18 protein-coding genes are annotated in these 21,320 nt (G+C 37.8%); 7 read left to right on the forward strand and 11 right to left on the reverse strand.

Annotated features, from left to right (window positions below):
• Positions 1-62 precede the first annotated feature (62 nt).
• The 3 genes from SJY37_RS04925 to rnr all read right to left on the reverse strand — a co-directional run bounded on the left by SJY37_RS04925 (position 63) and on the right by rnr (position 4,925).
• The gene (locus tag SJY37_RS04925) at positions 63-734 is read right to left on the reverse strand and encodes a head GIN domain-containing protein (RefSeq protein WP_041295636.1); all 672 of its coding nucleotides are present in this window, start codon (positions 732-734) and stop codon (positions 63-65) included.
• 295 nt (positions 735-1,029) lie between these two features.
• A complete protein-coding gene (locus tag SJY37_RS04930) occupies positions 1,030-2,553 on the reverse strand; it encodes a carbon-nitrogen hydrolase family protein (protein WP_298323363.1) in 1,524 nt (507 codons plus the stop codon).
• A 167-nt stretch (positions 2,554-2,720) separates the two neighbouring features.
• Complete coding sequence (gene rnr, locus SJY37_RS04935) at positions 2,721-4,925, reverse strand: ribonuclease R (protein ID WP_298323361.1); 2,205 nt, start codon at positions 4,923-4,925, stop codon at positions 2,721-2,723.
• A gap of 304 nt (positions 4,926-5,229) precedes the next feature.
• Between rnr and SJY37_RS04940 the strand changes: the two genes are divergently transcribed.
• The 4 genes from SJY37_RS04940 to SJY37_RS04955 all read left to right on the forward strand — a co-directional run bounded on the left by SJY37_RS04940 (position 5,230) and on the right by SJY37_RS04955 (position 7,824).
• Positions 5,230-5,397: a hypothetical protein gene (locus tag SJY37_RS04940; RefSeq protein ID WP_298323358.1), complete on the forward strand. Its 168-nt coding sequence runs from the start codon at positions 5,230-5,232 to the stop codon at positions 5,395-5,397.
• 907 nt (positions 5,398-6,304) lie between these two features.
• Positions 6,305-6,736, forward strand: a complete 432-nt coding sequence (gene rpiB / locus SJY37_RS04945) for a ribose 5-phosphate isomerase B (RefSeq protein ID WP_298323356.1) — start codon at positions 6,305-6,307, stop codon at positions 6,734-6,736.
• Between the two features lie 29 nt (positions 6,737-6,765).
• The gene (locus tag SJY37_RS04950; RefSeq protein WP_298323354.1) at positions 6,766-7,221 is read left to right on the forward strand and encodes a GNAT family N-acetyltransferase; all 456 of its coding nucleotides are present in this window, start codon (positions 6,766-6,768) and stop codon (positions 7,219-7,221) included.
• 81 nt (positions 7,222-7,302) lie between these two features.
• Positions 7,303-7,824 carry a GNAT family N-acetyltransferase gene (locus tag SJY37_RS04955; RefSeq protein ID WP_298323352.1) on the forward strand — a complete coding sequence of 174 codons (522 nt, stop codon included), beginning with the start codon at positions 7,303-7,305 and terminating at the stop codon, positions 7,822-7,824.
• 3 nt (positions 7,825-7,827) lie between these two features.
• Here SJY37_RS04955 and SJY37_RS04960 read toward each other — a convergent pair whose 3' ends face one another.
• The 4 genes from SJY37_RS04960 to rnpA form a co-directional block, all read right to left on the reverse strand.
• Complete coding sequence (locus tag SJY37_RS04960) at positions 7,828-8,706, reverse strand: OmpA family protein (protein ID WP_379953356.1); 879 nt, start codon at positions 8,704-8,706, stop codon at positions 7,828-7,830.
• Entirely contained in the window at positions 8,699-10,324 is a 1,626-nt protein-coding gene (locus tag SJY37_RS04965) for a S41 family peptidase (protein ID WP_298323350.1), read from the reverse strand. Before SJY37_RS04965 ends, SJY37_RS04960 begins: the two co-directional genes overlap by 8 nt.
• A gap of 64 nt (positions 10,325-10,388) precedes the next feature.
• The gene (locus SJY37_RS04970; RefSeq protein WP_298323348.1) at positions 10,389-11,210 is read right to left on the reverse strand and encodes a DUF4349 domain-containing protein; all 822 of its coding nucleotides are present in this window, start codon (positions 11,208-11,210) and stop codon (positions 10,389-10,391) included.
• Positions 11,185-11,568: a ribonuclease P protein component gene (rnpA, locus tag SJY37_RS04975; protein WP_298323346.1), complete on the reverse strand. Its 384-nt coding sequence runs from the start codon at positions 11,566-11,568 to the stop codon at positions 11,185-11,187. Before rnpA ends, SJY37_RS04970 begins: the two co-directional genes overlap by 26 nt.
• Positions 11,569-11,692: 124 nt before the next feature.
• Here rnpA and SJY37_RS04980 point away from each other — a divergent pair, with 124 nt between their 5' ends.
• Together SJY37_RS04980 and SJY37_RS04985 are read left to right on the forward strand one after the other, a co-directional pair.
• Positions 11,693-12,052 (forward strand): S24 family peptidase, encoded by a 360-nt coding sequence (locus tag SJY37_RS04980; RefSeq protein WP_298323344.1) that lies wholly within the window; start codon positions 11,693-11,695, stop codon positions 12,050-12,052.
• A complete protein-coding gene (locus SJY37_RS04985) occupies positions 12,049-13,320 on the forward strand; it encodes a Y-family DNA polymerase (RefSeq protein ID WP_298323342.1) in 1,272 nt (423 codons plus the stop codon). The genes SJY37_RS04980 and SJY37_RS04985 overlap by 4 nt, the downstream gene beginning before the upstream one ends.
• A 55-nt stretch (positions 13,321-13,375) precedes the next feature.
• Here SJY37_RS04985 and SJY37_RS04990 read toward each other — a convergent pair whose 3' ends face one another.
• From SJY37_RS04990 to SJY37_RS05000, 3 genes are all read right to left on the reverse strand, one after another.
• The gene (locus SJY37_RS04990; protein WP_298323340.1) at positions 13,376-15,223 is read right to left on the reverse strand and encodes a M1 family metallopeptidase; all 1,848 of its coding nucleotides are present in this window, start codon (positions 15,221-15,223) and stop codon (positions 13,376-13,378) included.
• Between the two features lie 72 nt (positions 15,224-15,295).
• On the reverse strand, positions 15,296-16,969 hold the full coding sequence (locus tag SJY37_RS04995) for a S8 family peptidase (protein WP_298323852.1): 1,674 nt from the start codon (positions 16,967-16,969) through the stop codon (positions 15,296-15,298).
• Between the two features lie 4 nt (positions 16,970-16,973).
• A complete protein-coding gene (locus tag SJY37_RS05000; RefSeq protein WP_298323338.1) occupies positions 16,974-17,834 on the reverse strand; it encodes an MBL fold metallo-hydrolase in 861 nt (286 codons plus the stop codon).
• A gap of 218 nt (positions 17,835-18,052) precedes the next feature.
• Here SJY37_RS05000 and SJY37_RS05005 point away from each other — a divergent pair, with 218 nt between their 5' ends.
• Positions 18,053-19,957: a sodium:proton antiporter gene (locus SJY37_RS05005; protein ID WP_298323336.1), complete on the forward strand. Its 1,905-nt coding sequence runs from the start codon at positions 18,053-18,055 to the stop codon at positions 19,955-19,957.
• A gap of 8 nt (positions 19,958-19,965) precedes the next feature.
• On the opposite strand, the gene SJY37_RS05010 is transcribed toward SJY37_RS05005, so the two are convergent.
• Positions 19,966-21,309, reverse strand: coding sequence for an MATE family efflux transporter (locus tag SJY37_RS05010; RefSeq protein ID WP_298323849.1), 1,344 nt, complete (start codon positions 21,307-21,309; stop codon positions 19,966-19,968).
• Positions 21,310-21,320 lie beyond the last annotated feature (11 nt).

Consider the following 21,320-nt stretch of genomic DNA (forward strand, 5'->3'; position numbering starts at 1 on the left):
TGATTAATAATTTAAAGTGCTTTCAAACCTGTTATAGAAGATTGCACTATGATCATAATAGCTTACATTATTTTGATACGCCCTCCAAAAGTACGACGACGCTTCACCTCTGCTGGGTTACCATAAATTACTATATCTCCACCTGCTCTTATTGTTAAATCTGCTAGTTTACTCGCATAGGCCTCTACTTCTCCTCCTGCTTGTACAAATATCTCGGCAGTTTCGGTTTCTAGATCTCTACCCTCATAGATGCCTCCTGTGTTCACTTTAACCTTTTGTAGGGTTGCTTGACCACTTGCTTCTATAATACCTCCTGTAACGGCTCTTAAATGTGCTTCTTTTACAAGTAAGCCTACTTTTACACGAGCACCTTCTTGCATTTTAATCTCAATCTTGTCTTGTTCTATGAGTTCATTTGAGGTAATTACAGCTCCTTCATTTCCATCAATTACTTGCAGGTTGTTGTAATGCACATGCACAAAGGTTTTGTTTCCATCAAAAATAAGATCGAGATCCATTTTGATTTTTAATGTTCCATCCTTGTTTACTACTTGTACTTGGCTCACATCTTCACCCGTAATAATTACTTTATTCTCGGTAGACTTTACAAGGTTTACTACAATGCGATCATACACTTTTACTTCTGTAAAATCTCCTACGTCTTTTGTAACTGGATTTTGAGCAAATGCTGTTGCTGTAATTACTAGCGCTACTATCGTATATATAAATTTCATATTCATTGTTTTTGTTTGATATAGAGACCAGACAATTACTAGGTTGTTACAGTTTACAGCTTAATGCCTCTTCCCTTTCCATGTTCCACCATAGGTGTAACCTTCTTTATAACGATGTTTATTGCAACATGTTTCACATATAAAAACCCATTCCTTGGCGTGATTTAACCGCGCTCTAAAAGCTACAGTTATTTCCCTCTTACAAGTATGACAGTTCTTTGTTTTAATATCAAATTCTTTATGAAACAGTTCTTTGTGAGATGTGTTACGCTTTCGCGAAAGCGTATTTAAAAATCTATCTTCTTCTTAACTCAAATAAATCTTTACGACGATCTCTTAGGTTCTTAACAGCTCCAAACTGGTTGAGGTTACGTAATAAGTCTATATCACAATCTGCAATAAGAATCATCTCTGTGTTAGGTGTAGCCTCTGCCTTAATCCCGTTTGCTGGAAATGAAAAGTCACAAGGAGTAAATACCATAGACTGTGCATACTGGATATCCATGTTATGCACCTTAGGTAAGTTACCCACACTACCTGCAATGGCAACGTAACATTCATTTTCAATAGCTCTTGCTTGTGCGCAGTTACGTACTCGAGAGTATCCGTTTTGAGTATCTGTAAGGAAAGGAACAAAAAGAATATCCATACCGTCGTCTGCAAGAATCCTACTTAGTTCTGGAAACTCAGAATCATAGCAAATTAGAATTCCTATTTTACCACAGTCTGTATCAAAAGAGTGCAGTTTATTACCTCCTTGCATTCCCCATACTTTTGCCTCATCTGGAGTTACGTGAAGTTTTTCATAACGTTCTGTACTTCCATCTCTACGACATAAATAACCTACGTTGTATAGTAAATCATCTACCACTTCTGGCATACTACCCGTAATGATATTGATGTTATAAGATATTGCTAACTGTGAAAAACGATTTTTAATCTCCTCAGTATGTTTTGCGAGCTCACGTATTGCTTCTGAAACTGGTAGGTGATTATTTTCTGCCATAAGCGGAGCGTTAAAGAACTCTGGAAAGAGTGCAAAATCTGATCGGTAACCAGATACTGCATCTACAAAGTACTCTGCTTGCTGCATGAGCTCTTCAAGATCTTTATACAAACGCATTTGCCACTGTATCAAGCCAAGTCTTACTACCTTCTTTTGTGTAGCTGCAACAACAGATTTTTTCTCATAGTAGATGTTATTCCACTCTAGAAGTACGGCAAACTCACCTGAGTCTTCATCACCAGGTAGGTATCCTTTTAAAATCTTAGCAGGGTGAAAATCGTTATTGATCTGGAAGTTTAATACTGGATCATGGATTTCTTTACGCTTTACCTTCTCAATATATTCCTTAGGAGTTACAGAATCTGCGTGTTTGTGGTAGTTAGGAATACGACCTCCAAAGAGAATTCCTTTTAAGTTTTGCTCCTCACAAAGTTCTTTACGGTAGTCGTATAATCTTCTTCCTAGACGTAAACCTCTATATTCTGTTTTAATAAACACGTCTATACCATATAGAATATCTCCATCTGGCTTATGCGTATTAAACGTATAATTACCTGTGATTTCTTCATAGGTATGAACACTGTCAAAAGTAGACTCATTAAGTTTTATGGAAAGCGCGCAACCTGCAAGTTTTCCATCAATTTTAATTACTACTTGACCTTCTGGAAACTTATTAATAAGTGCAGTGATTTGCTTCTCATTCCAGTACATGTCTGGCATATTAGAATACGCCTGTATCATTGCACTTTTAAGTTCTTCGTAGTCGTTGAGCGTAAGATATTTAAGCTCGATATTTTCTATAGATGTTGACATGTAGTATGGTTAAGAAGAGCGATTTTTAATTCTTCTATAAGATCACAAAATTAGTGCGCTTTTTCTTAATAATTTGCTAAACTTTTAAGAATAATCAATAGCATAAAAAAAACCATCACACTTATGATAGTGTGATGGTTTAAACTTTAATATAAGTAATAAGTTACCTACTGATGCAACCCTTCCTTTACACCCACAAGTGTAAAATCAAGATGCTTCTTCACTAGATCTGCCTCTTTTACTTTTACAATTACTTCGTCTCCTAGAGTAATCTGGTTACCAGATTTCTGCCCTATTACAGAGTAACTATCTTGATCAAATTCATAGTGATCACCTTTAATATCTCTTAAGCGCACCATTCCTTCACACTTGTTTGAGATTATCTCTACATAGATTCCCCATTCTGTAACTCCAGAAATAACACCTACAAACTCTTCATCCTTATGATCTTGCATGAACTTAACTTGCATATACTTGATGCTGTCTCGTTCTGAACTTGTAGCTAGCTGCTCCATTTGTGAAGAGTGCTTACATTTTTGCTCATACTCTTCTTCACTAGCAGATTTACCACCATCAAGATAATGCTGTAATAATCTATGCACCATTACATCTGGATAACGACGTATAGGCGATGTAAAGTGACTGTAATAATCAAATGCTAGACCGTAGTGACCTATGTTATCTGTAGAGTATACTGCCTTACTCATGGTGCGTATAGCAAGTGTATCTACCATGTTTTGCTCCTTCTTCCCTTGTACATCTGTAAGAAGTTGGTTTAAAGAAGAGGTCGTAGTCTTACGATCTTTTAAGTCTAATTTATAACCAAACTTCCCTATCACTTTTTCAAGAGATGCTAGTTTTTCATCATTAGGCTCGTCGTGTATTCTGTATACAAATGTCTTTTTAGGAGATTGTTTACCTATAAACTCAGATACTTTTCTATTTGCCAGCAACATAAACTCTTCAATAAGCTTATTTGCATCCTTAGAGGTTTTAAAATAAACGCCCTCTGGATTCATATCATCATCCAGCTTGAATTTTACTTCTACTTTATCAAAAGAAATAGCTCCATCCTTCATGCGCTGGCGGCGCATAATCTTAGCAATTCTATCCATTTCTAATGTTGCTTCTACAAGCTCATCAGATACTTTATAAGCTTCTCCGGTAAGAGAGACTTCGGTTGGGATGAGGTTTGATCTGCTTTCTATAATTGCTTGTGCTTCTTCATATGCAAAGCGGGCATCACTATAAGTTACAGTACGTCCATACCAAGAATCTACTATTTTTCCAGAGTCTGCTTTCATTTCAAACACTGCAGAGAATGTATACTTCTCTTCATGAGGTCTTAATGAGCAAGCGCCATTACTCAATATTTCTGGTAACATAGGTACTACCCTATCTACTAGATATACTGATGTTGCACGCTCATAAGCTTCATCATCTAGTATCGTTCCTGGTACGAGATAATGACTTACATCTGCAATGTGAATTCCTATTTCATAATTACCATTCTCCAGCTTTTGAAAACTTAATGCGTCATCAAAATCTTTTGCATCCTTAGGATCTATGGTATATGTGAGTACATCACGCATGTCGCGACGTTTTGCAATTTCGTCTGTTTTTATAGACGTATCTATCTTATTTGCAAACTCTTCTACCTCTTCTGGAAACTCATATGGAAGTCCATATTGAGCAAGGATAGAATGTATTTCTGTATTATGTTCTCCTGGTTTTCCTAAGACCTTCGTGATTCTTCCAAAGGGAGAATCTGCCTTATCTGGCCAGTCTTCTATAGTTACCACCACCTTATCACCATCTTCTGCCTTGCACAGCTTTTTAAGCGGTACAAAAACATCGGTGTACATCTTGTTTGACTCAGAAGTAAGTACAAAAGCAAACTTCTTTTGAAGTTTTACTACGCCTACAAACTCTTCAGTTTTGCGCTTAATTATTTTTGTAATCTCTCCTTCATGCTTCTTACTACGGCGCTGGCGGTAAATATATACCTCTACTTCGTCACCATTTAAAGCTTTATTTAAGTGATGCGGCGGTACATAAATGTCTTGTTCGAGATCATCTACCATCACATAACCTCCACCTTTTCCAGATACATCTAGAATTCCAGTGTGGTAATTTTTATTTGAAGCAATCTTAAACTGGCCGCGTTCTTCCTCTATAATCTGCTCTTTGGCCTTAAGTTGTTGTAAGTGTTTGATAATTTGGTTGCGGCTGGATGGATCGTCTACATCAAGTTTGGCCGCTATTTGTTTGTAATTGTAGGTTTTTTGGTGATCGTCTTTTAATATTCTAACGATTCTTTCTGAGAGGTTTGATATTTTTCCTGGTCCTCTCCTTCTCTTCTTGCTATTCATCTATTTTATTTCTGTCACAAAATTAGTCCTAAAAAGCTCAACTATAGCTTTTATGTTAAAAATTTAAGGTTTAGTAACGTTTTGTATACTTTAATTTGTTTTTATAGCTTTCGCGAAAGCGTACTTTAAAGATATAATATCTAATGCAACTCTTATACCGTTTTTACACAGTCTCACAACCCTAACAAGATCTATACTAAAGTTTAACACTCTAATTTTAACAAAATATTAGTATTATCTTAATAAAATCTTAATTTTGCTGTAACGTTTTGATTTTTATTACGTCTTTAAGTAGATGACAACTATGAATACCTCCAAATTAATACATAAAAACACGATTCTGCTCCTTGCTATATTCTTAGTAGGGGTAATCGTTGCTGTGGTATATATCAATGCAGCTTTTGAAGAGGAAACAAATAGCCGTCATACTACAGCACCTGCTACAACGAAAGGAGTTTCTTACCACTCATAAATTTCATTTAAGCTTTTCTTTTAAAACGATTCCTTCTTCTTTTTTACAAAAGATAGAAGCATATACTCATGCCTTCATCTTTCTAGTATTTTTCTTTTCAAGTATACAGAAAGTCAAGTACTACGTTTATAAAAATAAATCACTTCAGGATAATCATAAGTAGTCACTCCCATTTTTTCATTCAATTGACTAAAGAGAGCTTTCATTTTACAGAATTCAATTTTTTAAATTTTAGATGTTATTCACATATATATATATATCATTTGTTTTCTTTTAAAATTTTAAAAAATAATGTTGCTTATTATATACTGTGAATAGCGGTATAACTTTTAAGAAGGAATATTGTAAATATCACTTTTTGATAGTTGTTCACACCTTATCATACAGTTATGATATTGTTTTTCTACTGAAAACATGAGGTTTATGAATCACTGTTAACAAATGTTGATAACCATAGATTATTACAAATTGCTCATAAGTCGAGTTATCAACTTATTAAAAATCGGCTCTTTTTGTGCTCATAAAATTGATCACTATTAAGCAAAGAAAAATTTGGTTCGTGTACACTAAGTCTAGTATTGTTTTTTTAATCTTAATCTGCAAGTAGAGTTATCATTTACCGTCAAAAGTTATTGACAAACGCTATCAACAGGTATTCAAGGGTTATTAACAATAGTCTAGAATTGGAATATTTAGTCCCTAATTATGATAATTCACTATGTAAATATTGAGTTAAATAACTACATATTAGTCACTTAACGTTATTAACAATTGTCGTGCTTTATACCATAATGTAGTTAAGAGCTATCACTCACCTTATTGTTCATATAAGAAGGATATCACGTTACCACTTATTTATAAAACGAGAATGCTATTCCTTAACTTTGATGTGTAAAACAAACGTACTATGAAAATCTCTATAGGTAACGACCACGCAGGAACCAGTTATAAGAATCTTATTGTAAATTTTTTAAAAGAAGCTGGACATACCGTTAATAACTACGGCACAAACGATGATGGAAGTGTTGATTATCCAGACTTTGGACACCCTGTCGCTAGCGATGTAGAAAAGGGTGAGGCAGATTTTGGGATTGTAATTTGTGGTAGTGGTAACGGTATTGCCATGACTGTTAATAAACATCAAGGTGTAAGAGCAGCATTATGTTGGATTAAAGAAATTGCAGTGCTTGCACGTGAGCATAACAACGCAAATGTAATAGCAATTCCTGCCAGATATACTTCAGAAAATCAAGCACTAGACATGGTTAAAGCTTTTCTCGCAACAGATTTTGAAGGCGGACGCCACCAAAGACGCGTAGATAAGATAGCTTGTAAATAACTTAAAAAAATTCGCTGCGCGATATACATATGGAAGAAGCTGCCATTCATTTTATTATAAAGAAGTACGAGTTTATAAGTAGAGACGAGTTATACGCCATACTACAGCTCAGATCTGAGGTTTTTGTTGTAGAACAAGATTGTGTGTACCAAGATATAGATGGTAAAGATGACAAAGCGGTACACGTTCTAGGTTATAAAGATGACCAACTCATTGCTTACACACGTATTTTCAAACCAGGTGCATACTTTGATCAAGCCAGTATAGGTCGCGTTCTTGTAAAAGAAAACCAGCGAAACTTTAAGTACGGTTATGATCTTATGAATGCATCTATAGAAGCCGTGCATAAATACTACGATGAGCGCATTATAAAAATATCTGCACAGAAGTACTTAAAAAGCTTTTACAACAACCTAGGTTTTAAAGAACAAGGACCAGAATATCTAGAAGATGGGATTCCTCACATTGTGATGATCAGAACATAAAAACAACGTATAATTATTGAGATAATTATATGGTTGAGTTACGCTTTCGCGAAATCGTAAGACGTTTAATAAAAAGTTATAATGATGACTCTCAAAACTTTTGAAACAGAGCGATTATTACTCATACCTACTACAGTAGATGACGCTCCATTATTTCTTGAATTACTCAATATGCCTAAATGGCTTGAGTTTATAGGCGATAGAAATGTACACAATCTTATAGAGGCTCAAACGTATATCAAAACAAAAGTGCTTCCACAGTACGAACGTCTTAGTTATGGCAATTATACGGTGATTAGAAAGGCTGATAATGAAAAATTAGGCTGCTGTGGTCTCTATGACAGAGAAGGTCTAGATGGTGTAGATATAGGTTTTTCTTTTTTAGGAAAATTTGAAGGAAACGGCTATGCATATGAAGCTGCAACTTGCTTAAAAAACGCCGCCTTCAATATATTTAAGATACCTACACTAGGGGCCATTACCATGGAAAGTAACATCGCCTCCCGAAAATTACTAGAAAAACTAGGCCTTAGCTTTACAAAAAATATAGATCTAGAAAACGAAGAACTGATGTATTATGAGCTTGAAAATGAAGGACTGTAACAACTACTTCTTAGGCTTCACCTTCTTGATATAAGTCACATAAATTTCCACACGCTTATCATCTGCCGGGTCACCACCTAGTGGAAATCTGCTTCCAAAACCTTGATAACGCATGCGTTTTTTTGCAACTCCTTGATCTGCTAGATAATCATAAATGAACTTTGCTCTTGCTTCAGAGAGATTGCGTTTGCCAGTTTTAAGATTGATACCATCGCGACCATGATCTACACAACATACATGACCTTGAATCTTAAATATGATTTCTGGATGTTCTTTTAAGTATTTGGCTAGCTTTTTTAAATCATTGTATGACTTCCCGTGTATGTAGCTATAGTTGGTTTTAAAGAGGATGTTTTTAAGCAAAATACGATCTCCTTTGGCTATCGTGTCTTCCTCGTAGTTTTTATAGCGATCTATTTTAGTCGTGATTTCTTCAGCCACTTCTACTTCTTCTGGAGTAGCCTTGCGGGCTTGTTTTAGAGAAACGATAATCTCTACTTTTCGATTAAGTTTACGTTGTATCTCACTTCCCGCATCATCTAATCTGGTGAGTAAAAGCTCTCCCTTTCCATCAGAATTTTTGATAATTGTGTCTGCAACACCTTGCAACATAAAAATGTCCTTAATGGTATTTGCGCGATCTTGCGAGAGACGTTTATTATAGGCATCTGTGCCACGATCATCACAATAGCCATAAATAGATATATCTTCTATTTTATCTTTAGGCAGCGACGCGATAAAGCGATTTAAAGACGCTAACTCCGTTTTAATAAGCGCCGATTTATCGGTGTCAAAAAAGGTTTCATGAGTGCGATCTACTTGCGCACTTGCAGAAAGTACACAGAGGTAACATGCAATATGTAAGGCAAAAAATTTAATAATTTAGAATCTTACTATAGCGTTTACTATCATTGAGCACAGTAGTCGCTTCTTTAATTTCTGTATTGTTAATAAGCTGGTATTCATACAGTCCGTCACGATAGAAGTATCGTTTTACAATCTCATCAATCAGTAAATTTTGAATCTCTTCTTGACGCTCATCTATCGCTTTATTTTTGGCTTGTGCAATAGCATTGTCTAGTTGTGAGTATGCAGATTGTACTTCTTTTTTAAGATCATCCTTCTCTGCTTGAAGAAGCGCTTTTGCAAATGCTTTTTCAGTCTCGGTCTCATAGTTAAAACCTGTACGTGTCAAGAAGCTTTTAAAATCACTAAAATCAGCTTGAGACCATGAGAATTCGCTCATATCGCTATATTGATGCTTATAATAATAATCTGTAGCGTATTCAAAAATGGCATTATCCTTAAGTAGCGCCGTAGTCACAGGACTAAGCTTTGCAGATGATACTTGAATGTCTGGTTGTACACCACCACCATCAAAAACCTTACGGCCGTTCTTAGTTTTAAACTCGTTATAATCTTCAGAATTCGTACGCACGGCATTACCATCATTATCACGATTCCAGTAGTCTAATGCCTGAATACAACGTCCAGAAGGCGTGTAATATCGCGATATCGTAATCTTTACAGAAGTCCCATAAGTAAGAGGCTTAGGACGCTGTACAAGGCCTTTCCCAAAGGTTCTTGCTCCCACTACCACTGCCCTATCATAATCTTGTAAACCACCAGATACAATTTCAGATGCAGAGGCAGATCTACCGTTTACGAGCACTACGAGTGGTATTTCAATATCCACCGGTTCTTGCTGGGTTACATAGGTTTTATTATACTTTTTAACAACAGACTTTGTCGTAGTAATAAGAGATCCTTTAGGTAAAAATAGATTACAAATATTGATAGCTTCACTTAGTAATCCACCACCATTACCGCGTAGATCTAGAATGATTTTTTTTGCCCCATCCGTTTTTAAACTTACGAGTGCATCCTTCACTTGGCTTGATGCTTTTTTACTAAAAGTAGTAAGTACGATGTACCCAGTATCTCCATCAATTAATTTTGAAAACGGAACCGCATCAATCTCTACAGAAGAGCGTTTTATCGTAGTGGTATTCGTTTTTCCTTGACGTTCATAAGTGATGACTACTTCACTGTTAGGAGCTCCTTTTAATAAATCTCCTGCATCTCCGTCCATATCTGCAACGGTGATATCTCCTATTTTAAGGATATTGTCACCCGCTTTTAATCCTGCTTTATCTGCTGGATATCCTTTACGAGGTTCAACAATGGTCATTTTATTATCTACATTTCTTACCGTTGCTCCTATTCCAGAGTAATCTCCAGAACGGTTTATTTTGGCATCCTCAACCTCTTGCTCAGTCCAGTATTTAGTATAAGGATCAAGATCTGCCAGCATCCCTTCTATTGCGCTATCCATCAATTCTGCAGGGTTAGTTTCATCTACATAATTCATGTTAAGCTCCTTAAAAAGCTCTGTAAAAATTTCGATTTGCTTTGCAATTTCAAAAAAGTCACTTTTAAAACTTACCGTTCCTATACCAATCGCAACCGCAATGATGGGGATGAATATTTTCTTTTTCATAATCTTTTATATCTATAGTAGACCGTAGTTGTGAGTATAACGCTTTCGCGAAAGCGTACGTATATTATTTATCTTTCTTTTTTATCCAGCGACGCACAAAAAACGTGCTTACACTTAACAAGATAAGAAACGGCCAAAGATGCAACAAACCTAAAAAGAATACTGAAACGCCGTTCCAGCCACTTTTAAGGGCATTAATCATTTTTGAACCATAGGAGTTTGTGACCTTAGTCGCCACCTCGTTCTTATAAAAATGTATGTGTAGAGTGCTTAGGGAGACCTGGCTTTGTAGATATTTAAGTCTTCCCTGCTTTGCTTCTATTTCTTCTCTTATTTCTGCGAGTTCGCCTTCTATCTCTAGCATTTCCTTGACATTTTTTGCCTTAGAAAGTAAGTTGATGTAACGGTCTTCTAGCGCTCGCTTTGCTTTAAGGCGGGCGTTGAGGTCTACAAACTCTTCTGTAACGTCTTTTTGAGAGATAGTCTTCTCGTCAAAATGTGCTACACCTTTTGAAATCTCATCAAGTGCCATCTGGAAATTACGAGTAGGAACACGTACGGTAAGATTTTGAAAAACGCCGCCGTAGCTCTCTTTACCAGAATTATCATTCTGTATATATCCTTCAGTCTTTTTTATAACTGTAAGAATATGTGCGTGCGTTGTCGCCATATCCTGAGTTTCAAAACGTAGATTTCCTGTTTTGATAATTTTTTGTGCAGTGGCTTGAGTATCTGGAGCAGTTTCTTCAAGTACTATTTCATCAATCTCCATATCATCATAAGACTCGTAAGCTAGTCCTGGTTCGCTGGTGCTAGAAGTACCGTTATTAGCATTCTCACATGAAAGAATGAGTAAAAAACTAAGAAGTAGTAGTAGCTGTCGCATCGTTAAAACGTTTTATAAGTTTGACCATTGCCTTATGAAGAACTGCTTGCGGGACTTCCTCTTGGCCTGTATATAAAATAAGCATCGCAAATGTCGTGCCTTTTGTATCTATAAGGTCTTTATGTAAACGATATGATTCTCGCATTAAGCGTTTTATGCGATTGCGAGAAACGGCCAACTTAAAATTACGCTTGGATACAGAGACTCCAGCTTGGACCATGTAAGCATCAGTAGATAGTGGGGTTTCTATATAAACCATCCTAAGCGGAAAAGACTTGACAGACCTTCCCTCAATAAAAAGAGTGTCTATCAATTTTTTAGACTTTAATTTTTCGGCTTTTGGGTAAGTGTGTGGCATGGCTGGCAAAGATAGTAGAATTGAAATAGGTTGTGTGGTAGTATTACGCTTTCGCGAAAGCAAAAAAGCACATAAAATTATGGATAAAATACGTTTAATAGGAATATATCCATAAATTTGTAGTGTGAACGAATTACAACCTCATAAAGTAAAAAGAGCCAAAGAAGATTATGCAGGTAATCGATCTTTGCAAACTGGTTTCCCCAGTCCCGCGACGCACTATCGCGAGCCCATGATTGATCTCAATAAAGAGCTCAGTTCTTCTCGAGATGCGACATTCTTTGTACGCGTAAAGGGGGATACGTGGAAGGAATATAATATTCTAGACCAAGATGTTCTAATTATAGATAGAGCTTTGAATCCTAGTCAGGGCAAGCTTGCTTTGGTAATAACTCCAGACGGTTTTGATGTACAGAGAATCAACACCAATAAAACGGTGGAACTCTGGGGAATGATAAGCTACATAATTCACAAGGCGCTATGATTGCAATGGTAGATTGTAATAGCTTCTACGCCTCGTGCGAGCAAGTATTTCGTCCAGATTTACGAGGAAGACCAGTGGCTGTACTTAGCAATAATGATGGTTGTATTATCGCAAAAAATAAAGAAGCAAAGGCGCTCACACACATTCCTTATCGCGATCCACTATTTAAAATCAAGGGACTGCTAGCGCAAAATGATGTAACCTTATTTTCATCTAATTATACGCTGTACGGCGATATGTCTGATCGCGTGATGAATGTGCTCAGAGACTTCTCACCAGCCGTTGAGGTGTATAGTATAGATGAGTCATTTGTAGACCTATCTGGTATTACCCACGTAAACCTCGAAACATATGGGCACCAAATTAAAGATGCCGTTGTGCGACGCACAGGAGTGCCAGTAGGCGTAGGGATTGCACCTACTAAAGTCCTAGCTAAACTCGCTAATAGAATTTCAAAGAAGATAGCACGCTTTAATTATGTCTTTGTCATGGACACCGAAGAACGCCGTATAGAATGCCTCAAATGGGCCGAAACAAAAGATGTCTGGGGACTTGGTAAAAAGCATGTAGAACGCCTGGCAAATGTGGGTGTTTTTACAGCTTATGATTTTACACAATTGCCGCTAGCGTGGGTACGCAAAGAAATGACGGTAATAGGGGAGCGGCTCTGGCGCGAACTCAATGGAGAATCATGTATTCCTTTTGATACGCTTCCGCGAAAGAAAAAAGCAATAGGTACCGCAAAATCCTTTGGTAAAAAACTGGATAATCTTCCTCAAATTGAGGAGGCTTGTGCGTATTATATAAGCGAAGTAAGCGAGGTGCTACGTTTCCAGAAATGTTGCTGTACACAGCTGCGTATCTATCTCACCACAAACTACCACAGCACAAATGATGTGCAACACGCAGACAAGACCATTATAACCTTATCGGTGCCCACAAATGATACATTCATACTCATAGTAGAAGCTAAGAAAGCTTTAAAGCGAATCTACAAGCCAGGCTTTAAGTATAAAAAAGTAGGAGTAGACCTCTTAGGCCTCATCCCAGAGGAGCAAGTACAAGGTAATCTATTTATGCCCGAAGCAACAGGAGATAAACGGCTCATAAAAGCCTTTGACGCAATAAACAATCGCTACGGGAAGTCTACCGTTTCTGCGGGATTATCTGGCACCACAAAAAGTAACAAGGAATGGGAACTCATCAAAGAAGAGCGCAGCCCTAGATATACAACGCAATGGGATAGTTTGCTGGAGATTGGGGAATAAAACAACCAACCCATTGCGGGTTGGTTTATAGTATTATATATTTAAAAGAGATTCCTTACTCTTTCTCCCAAACGTTATCTGTTTGATCAATATCTGCCATCATAGATGTAGGATCAATTTTCATCATTTTTACCTCACTTAGTGGGGCATCAATGGTGAATGTATATGTAGGGTTTGTCCAAGGCCAGTCTGCTAGTTGCTCACGAGCGATGTTTGGTGTTGGGTTTGGCTTTTCGGCGCGCATCATACGTAAAGGCATGTAGTATGATCTTTGAGAACCATCTGCCATATCAACATAAAGATCTATAGGCATAGGCATGAGTCCTTTTCGCGTAAGCGTAACCTTAGTTTTATTACCATCTGCTTCTACACTTGTGATACCGTAATCAATAGTGTTTGTAGTCTGTGCCCAGTCCATTAAGTACCAGTCTAGCTCCATTCCAGAAACTTTTTCTGCAGTACGTTTAATATCGTTAGGTGTAGGGTGCTTAAAAGAAAAATCGTCAAAGTACTTTCTAAGTGTTTTTTTAAGGTTGTCTTCACCAATAACGTATCCTAACTGTGCAAGAAATACTGCTCCTTTACTGTATGCTGCGATGCTGTAAGGCATATTCTCGTTATAACGATCTGCATGCGTTGTCTGTGGTTGCTCTTTACCGCTTTTAACGAGGTAATAGTAGCCTCTGTACGACCCAGAAAGCGGATTAGGATTATCACCTCCTGTAAGTTCATTTTCGGCAAGAGAAGAGATGTATGACGTAAATCCTTCATCCATCCATTCGTGCTTTGCTTCATTACTTGCTAGTAAGAACTGGAACCAAGTGTGTGCCATCTCGTGTGCAGTCACGCCAAATAGGCTTCCAAATTTACGTTCACCAGTAATAAGTGTGCTCATTGCATACTCCATACCACCATCACCACCTTGTATCACAGAGTACTGCTTGTATGGATATGTACCTACGTGCTTGTTGTAGAAGGCAAGTAAGTCTGCCGTCATAGGCTGGAGTTTCTTCCAGTTTGCTTTGATAGACTCTTTATTTTTATAGAAAAAGTGAAGCTCTGTATCATTTTCTCCTATGATCATGTCGTGCACATACTCAGGATCTGCAGCCCATGTAAAGTCGTGTACGTTTGGTGCTTTAAAGTGCCATTGTAATTTACCACGCTTTGCATTTTTACCTGGCTTCATAGAAGTTCCTGCATACCCATGACCCATATCTTCTGGATCTTGTAAATATCCTGTACCACCTACTGTGTAGTTTTCATCAATGTTGATTTTTACATCAAAATCTCCCCAAACTCCGTGAAACTCACGAGCGATATAAGGATCTGCGTGCCAGCCTTCAAAATCATATTCGGCCATTTTTGGGTACCATTGTGTCATAGATAGTGCAACACCTTCTTTGTTGTTACGACCACTGCGGCGTATTTGAGTAGGTACTTGACCTTTAAAATCCATCTCAAAAGTAGTAGTTGCTCCTGGTGCAATAGGAGTTGCAAGTTGTACTTCAAGTACCGTTCCCGCTACTTCGTAAGTCAACTGCTTACCATCTTGGGTAAGGCTATTTACTTTAATAAACCCAATCTCATCTGGAGCTAGCTTACTGATACGATCTTTTACACGACCATCTGGATCTGCAATGTTGCGTGAGCGCACATCCATCTCACTTCCTGGTTGGAACGCGTTAAAATATAAGTGATAAAATACACGGTCTAGCGTCTCTGGAGAGTTGTTTGTATATTCCAGCTTTTGCGTACCATCATATTGATAGTTTTTTACATTCATGTCGATTTCCATTTCGTAATCGACGTGCTGTTGCCAGTAAGAGGTGTTGTTTTGTGCATACGCTTTCGCGAAAGCGAACAACGATACCATCACCAGTAATTTGTAAGCGTTTTTCATTATTGATTGATTTAAAGTTAAAATCCCAAACTCCGTTATTGAGGAGTTTGGGATTTTGAGAAATTACTAAAATTATTTTTGTAGTTCTGCTAGTTTAAAAGCGTTGTACATATTTACCATTTCGCCAGATTTTGATACTTCATTGAAGCGTGCTTGCTTCTCTGTATCTCCACCTAGAATTACCGAAGTATTAGTAGTAAGACCACTCTTCATGATAATGTTTTTAACCTCGTTTGCAGAAAGCTTAGGGTAGTAGCTACGTAACATTGCAGCAACTCCAGCTGTGTTAGGCGCAGCCATAGACGTACCGCCTAGATACTCATACGTATCTTCTGGTGTAGTAGAGTAAATATCTACTCCAGGAGCAAATACATCTACATTAGATTTCCCATAGTTTGAGAAGTTTGCAAGCAACTGGCTTCCATACTTAGGTGCTAGAGCGCCTATCGTTAAGAAAGTATCTGCCATTTCTGTTACGTTATCTAGTTGATCATTAGGATATACACGGTTTGCTGGATCATCAAGAGAAAGTCCCTCATTACCCGCAGCGTTTACGATAAGCACATCATTTTTGGCAGCATACTTTATTGCATCATATACCCACTCCGGGTTTTGTGCATAATACTTTCCAAAAGAAGTATTAATCACCTTTGCACCATTATCTACTGCGTAGCGTATTGCAAGTGCGATATCTTTATCATACTCATCTCCATCTGGCACAGCGCGTACTGCCATGATTTTAATGTTACCATTTGCAACACCATTCATTCCTTTACCATTGTTACGTGTTGCAGCAATGATTCCTGCTACGTGCGTACCGTGTTTTGCGCCGTCTGGCTCAGGTCCATATACATTATTATTACCGTATTTTGTGTCTGTAATATCGTAAGGATCATCACCTAGTACTTTTCTAAAATCGGCTGTTTTATTATAATTTGCTTCTAGCTGACCAGTAAAGTATTCAACACCTTCATCTATGTTTTTCATAAAGTCAGGAATACTCTCTGTGTACTGAAACATTTGAGTAATAAACCCAATGTGGTTCTGCATCTCGGCAGAAGGGTTTTTAATAGTTGCAAGATCTGCTTGCGTGTAATCTTCTTTCCCTAATGCTTTTACTATCGCAGGATGTGAAGATTTAAGCTGGCTAGCAATTTGCTCGTATTGTGTTTTTTGACGCTGTGCACCTGCAACTTTCTCGTCATACTCAGCTTTTGCTTTTTGATATTGTAAGAAGATATCTTTTTGAGACGCAGGAATAGTTGCTAGTGTTTTACCAGCGAACTCACCTTCAAAACGTTTGATGATACGTACAAACTCAAGTTGCTCTGCACCTACATCCCCTAGAAAATTCCAGCCATGTACATCATCTATATATCCATTGTTATCGTCATCCTTACCGTTACCAGCAATCTCTTTTGGGTTAGTCCATATACGACCTTTAAGATCTTCATGGTTAATATCAATACCAGAATCTATTACAGCAACAATTACTTGCTGTCCAGACTTACCAGGAAGAATTTCGGCATACGTACGATCTACGCTCATGCCTGGGATGGTATCAGTTCTAAGATCTCTTGAGCTCCATGCTTGTTTCTCACTTTCTGTAAGTGCAGAAACTTTGAGAGGGTTGCTATCTACATTTTCTACGGGTACAGTTACCAGTGCAGATGGAGTCTCACAAGAGGCTAAAAAAGTGGCAGCCATTGCTGCAATCACAAGAGATTTTGTGTGTTGTAAATTCATCATATTAGTTAAATAAGTCTTTAAAGGTATAAATTTCATTTGCACGCACGCCTTTCTCGGTGTGCTGTACGGTAATAATTTCATTGTGAGCATCGTGCTCTAGCCATAGATAGTAATTATTATCTGCAGCGATGTTTAAGAATTGTTCTTTCTCGCTTATAGAAAGTAGCGGTCTTGTATCATAACCTGTCACATAAGGAATGGGTAAGTGTCCTAGAGTAGGGAGCAGGTCTGCCATGAAAACAATGGTCTTACCTTGATACTCGATATGTGGAAGCATTTGCTTTTCTGTATGACCATCTGCAAAGAGAATACCAAAGTTGAGTTCGCTATTTTTTTGAAAAGCTTGTTCTCCTCGTTCTATAAAGTGAAGCTGTCCACTTTCTTGCATAGGGATGAGGTTTTCCTTTAAGAAACTAGCTTTCTCTCTATTGTTAGGTTCAACAGCCCATTGCCAGTGATTTTCATTGGTCCAGAATTTCGCATTTTTAAATGCAGGTTCATAGCCTGTTCGGTCTTTATTCCACTGTATGGCTCCACCTACGTGATCAAAATGTAGGTGCGTCATAAATACGTCTGTAATGTCATCACGGTGAAAACCATATTGAGCAAGTGATGCATCTATAGAGTGGTCTCCCCACTGATGGTAATAGCCAAAAAACTTTTCAGATTGCTTATCACCCATTCCATTATCAATGAGGATAAGTCTGTTGCCATCCTCTATAAGCATACATCTTGCGGCGATATCTATAAGGTTATTAGTATCTGCAGGGTTTGTTCGGCTCCAGATAGTCTTTGGAACAACGCCAAACATGGCACCACCATCTAACTTAAAATTTCCGGCTTCAATGGGATATATTTTCATAAATAAGGTTGCATCTAAGTGGGATTACTACAGTTACGCTTTCGCGAAAGCGTGAAAAATGTAAAAAAGAGTACTATTCCCAAAAACAAAATCTCTGCAAAATACCAAAAAGGCGCTTTTTAAACGGTTGGCACCCCTAGTTTTTAACAAAGAATTGTAACTTCACAACGACCGCCAAAAACGGAAAAACACTAATATCGCATCAAAACAGAATTACCATGTTAGAACTCGCTGGAATCATTATTTTAGGAATCATTGCACAATGGGCCGCATGGCGTTTAAAATTACCAGCAATTTTACCATTACTACTCATAGGTCTCTTTGTAGGACCTGTATCTACTTTAATCTCTGAAGATGGTACAAAATGGATAGAACCTATATGGAATGGGGAAGAAGGACTTTTTCCAGGAGAGAGTTTGTATTGGTTTGTATCGCTTGCCATATCTATTATCCTTTTTGAAGGCGGACTTACATTAAAACGTGATGAAATTAAGAATGTAGGTCCAGTAATTACAAAGCTTATTTCTATAGGAAGCCTTGTAACATTTTTAGGAGCAGGATTTGCTGCCTACTGGATATTTGGACTTAGTCTTCAGATCTCTTTATTGTTCTCAGGACTTATCATTGTAACAGGACCTACCGTGATATCGCCAATTTTGAGAAACGTACCTGTAAAGCGAGATATCTCTACAGTACTTAAATGGGAAGGGATTCTTATAGATCCTATAGGAGCACTTGTGGCAGTATTAATGTATGAGTTTATCTCTGTAGGAGAAGGAGCAGCTTTTACAAAGACGGCCTTAGTGGAGTTTGGTAAAATTGTACTTTTTGGAAGTACGTTTGGGTTTACGTTTGCTCATGCGCTGGCTTTTATTATCAAAAAGAAGCTTGTACCACACTATCTGATGAATGTATTTACACTAGCCGCAGTGCTAGGTGTATTTGTAATGTCAGACCAGTTTGCTCACGAGTCTGGACTACTTGCAGTAGTAGTGATGGGGATGGTGCTAGGAAACATAAACCTTCCTAATATTAAGGAACTACTATACTTTAAAGAGTCGTTAAGTGTCTTACTTATTTCTGTGCTGTTCATTTTGCTTTCGGCAAATATGAATCTTGTAGATCTTGAGTTATTATATCGCTGGGAGACACTAGCACTATTCCTTGTAGTGGTATTTGTTATACGACCTATAGGCGTCTTCTTGAGTACTTGGGGATCAGATTTACAAACCAATGCCAAGCTGTTTATTTCATGGGTAGGACCACGAGGAATTGTAGCAGCAGGTATTGCTTCACTTTTTGGGTCTAAACTGTTAATAAAAGGAGAGCCAGGAGCAGAGTACATCACACCATTGGTATTTATGATTGTACTGGGTACCGTATTATTGAATGCAACTACTGCACGATTATTTGCAAAGATGGTGGGCGTATTTCTTACTAAATCTGAGGGTATTCTTATTGTAGGAGCGTCAGAAATGCCACGATTAATAGCCAAATATCTTCAAAAAAATGGTCGTCACGTAGTTCTTCTTGATAGCAATTCTAATCATATACGTACAGCAAAAGAAGCTGGGCTCATGGCGCTAGAGGCAAATGTCTATGCAGATGATCTTACAGATGATGTTGAGCTTAGTGACATAGGATATTTAATGTCATTAACAGGAAACAGCGATATTAATAAATATGCGATTAACCGATTTAGAAAGCAGTTTGGAGAAAATGGAGCTTACCGTCTTATCTCTAAGAGAGAGATGGATAACATCGCACAACTACCTAAGGAAGGATTATTTTCGGCAACAGATGACTTCTTTAATATGACAGATGTTACGAGACAGTATCCTACGATCAATGAGGTTGCGGTATCTTCAAAGGAGGAGTACATGGCTATAGGAAAACTTGTGGCAGATGATAAAAATATGATTCCGCTGTTTGTAAAGAAGAAGGATAATACCTTAGAAATCATTAGCTCATTTATACAAGACGTGGATGTAAAATCTTTTGAGGGAAGCCACTTAATTTACCTAGGAAAACCGATTACCGATGAAGATCTAGCCAAAGTAACTGAAGCTAGCCAGACACTATCGAGTGATGATGGAGATGTTATTGTCCCAATAGGTGATTAAGATATACTTTAAGATAGCCTGTTGTAATACTTTTTCTTGTAAAAGAAGACGAGCATGCCTGCTCTAAAAAGCATCCATACGATAAAGGCGAGCCAGATGCCTATCACACCCCATCCTAAATATTTACTTATATAGAGCACAGGTACAAAACCTACAAAAGTAGCTAGTAATAGCGTGTTGCGTAGCCACGCCATCTCACCGAGCCCTTTAAAAATGGCATCTAGTGTGAATGCTACAGCATTAATAGGCTGCATGATAATTACCATAAAAAACACTCCGTAAAAGACAGAGAGTACCGTTTCTTCATTGCTAAAAAGAAGACCTAGAGGTTTGTATAAAAAGGTACAAACAATAATTAATACAGCCGAAACAACAAGATTGTAACGAACAACTTTCTTGGTTAATTGCCATAGATTAGGATAGTCTTTTGCTCCAAGTAGACGGCCGCTTAGCAGGTTTCCTGCAGCACCATAACCATCGATAAAAAAGGCTGTAAATAGCCAGATATTGGCAGCAATAGTATGTGCCGCCACAGTTTCATCACTTATTGCAGTTGCTTCTCTTACAGCCAGCACAAGCGCCACGTTAAGAGAAAATGAGCGCACAAACAAGTTAAGACTCATGGAGATAAGCCTTTTTATTTCCGGATGTAAGGGCAATGTAAGTTTAAGAGAAACCTCTGTTTTTACTAGTAAAAGTATGAGCGCCATAATGGCCATAACTCCTTGAGCAATCAAGCTAGCCCACGCAGCTCCTTTTACACCAAGCGGTTCGATAATTCCTTCTACACCGTACACTAATGCAATGTCTAAACCTATGTTTAGAGAAGCACCAATGATGGCAACAATCATAGGCCAAAAAGTGTTCTGCAATCCTCTGAAAATCCCAAAAACAGCAAACGTAAATAAGGTGAGCGGAAAGCCCCATACTCTAATATTATAGTAATCGATACTTAATGAGAGGACTAAACCTTTTGCATTGAGTAGCGTAAAAATTTCGGCAACAAAGAAATAGGTGCTAGCAAGTACCACAATACTTAGGATGATATTAAAGTAAATTGCTTGAGCAGGGAGAACCTTTATATCCTCTAGTTTTCCTGCTCCTAGATTTTGGGAGATAATGGTAGATATCGCACTACGTGTTTGACCTAAAATCCATATTAGCATAGATAAGAAAGAACCCACAATTCCTACCGCAGCAAGTGACTCAACGCTATTTTCTGCCATATTACCCACTACAGCGGCATCTGTACTAGACAGTATAGGCTCTGCAATACCAGCAACAAGCGCAGGAATGGCAAGCTGTTGTATACGCTTGAATGAAATATCTATATTACTTGTGGAGGTGCTGATAGGATAGTTTT

This window comes from Dokdonia sp. R78006, from assembly GCF_042466145.1.
Classification (GTDB): Bacteria; Bacteroidota; Bacteroidia; order Flavobacteriales; family Flavobacteriaceae; genus Dokdonia.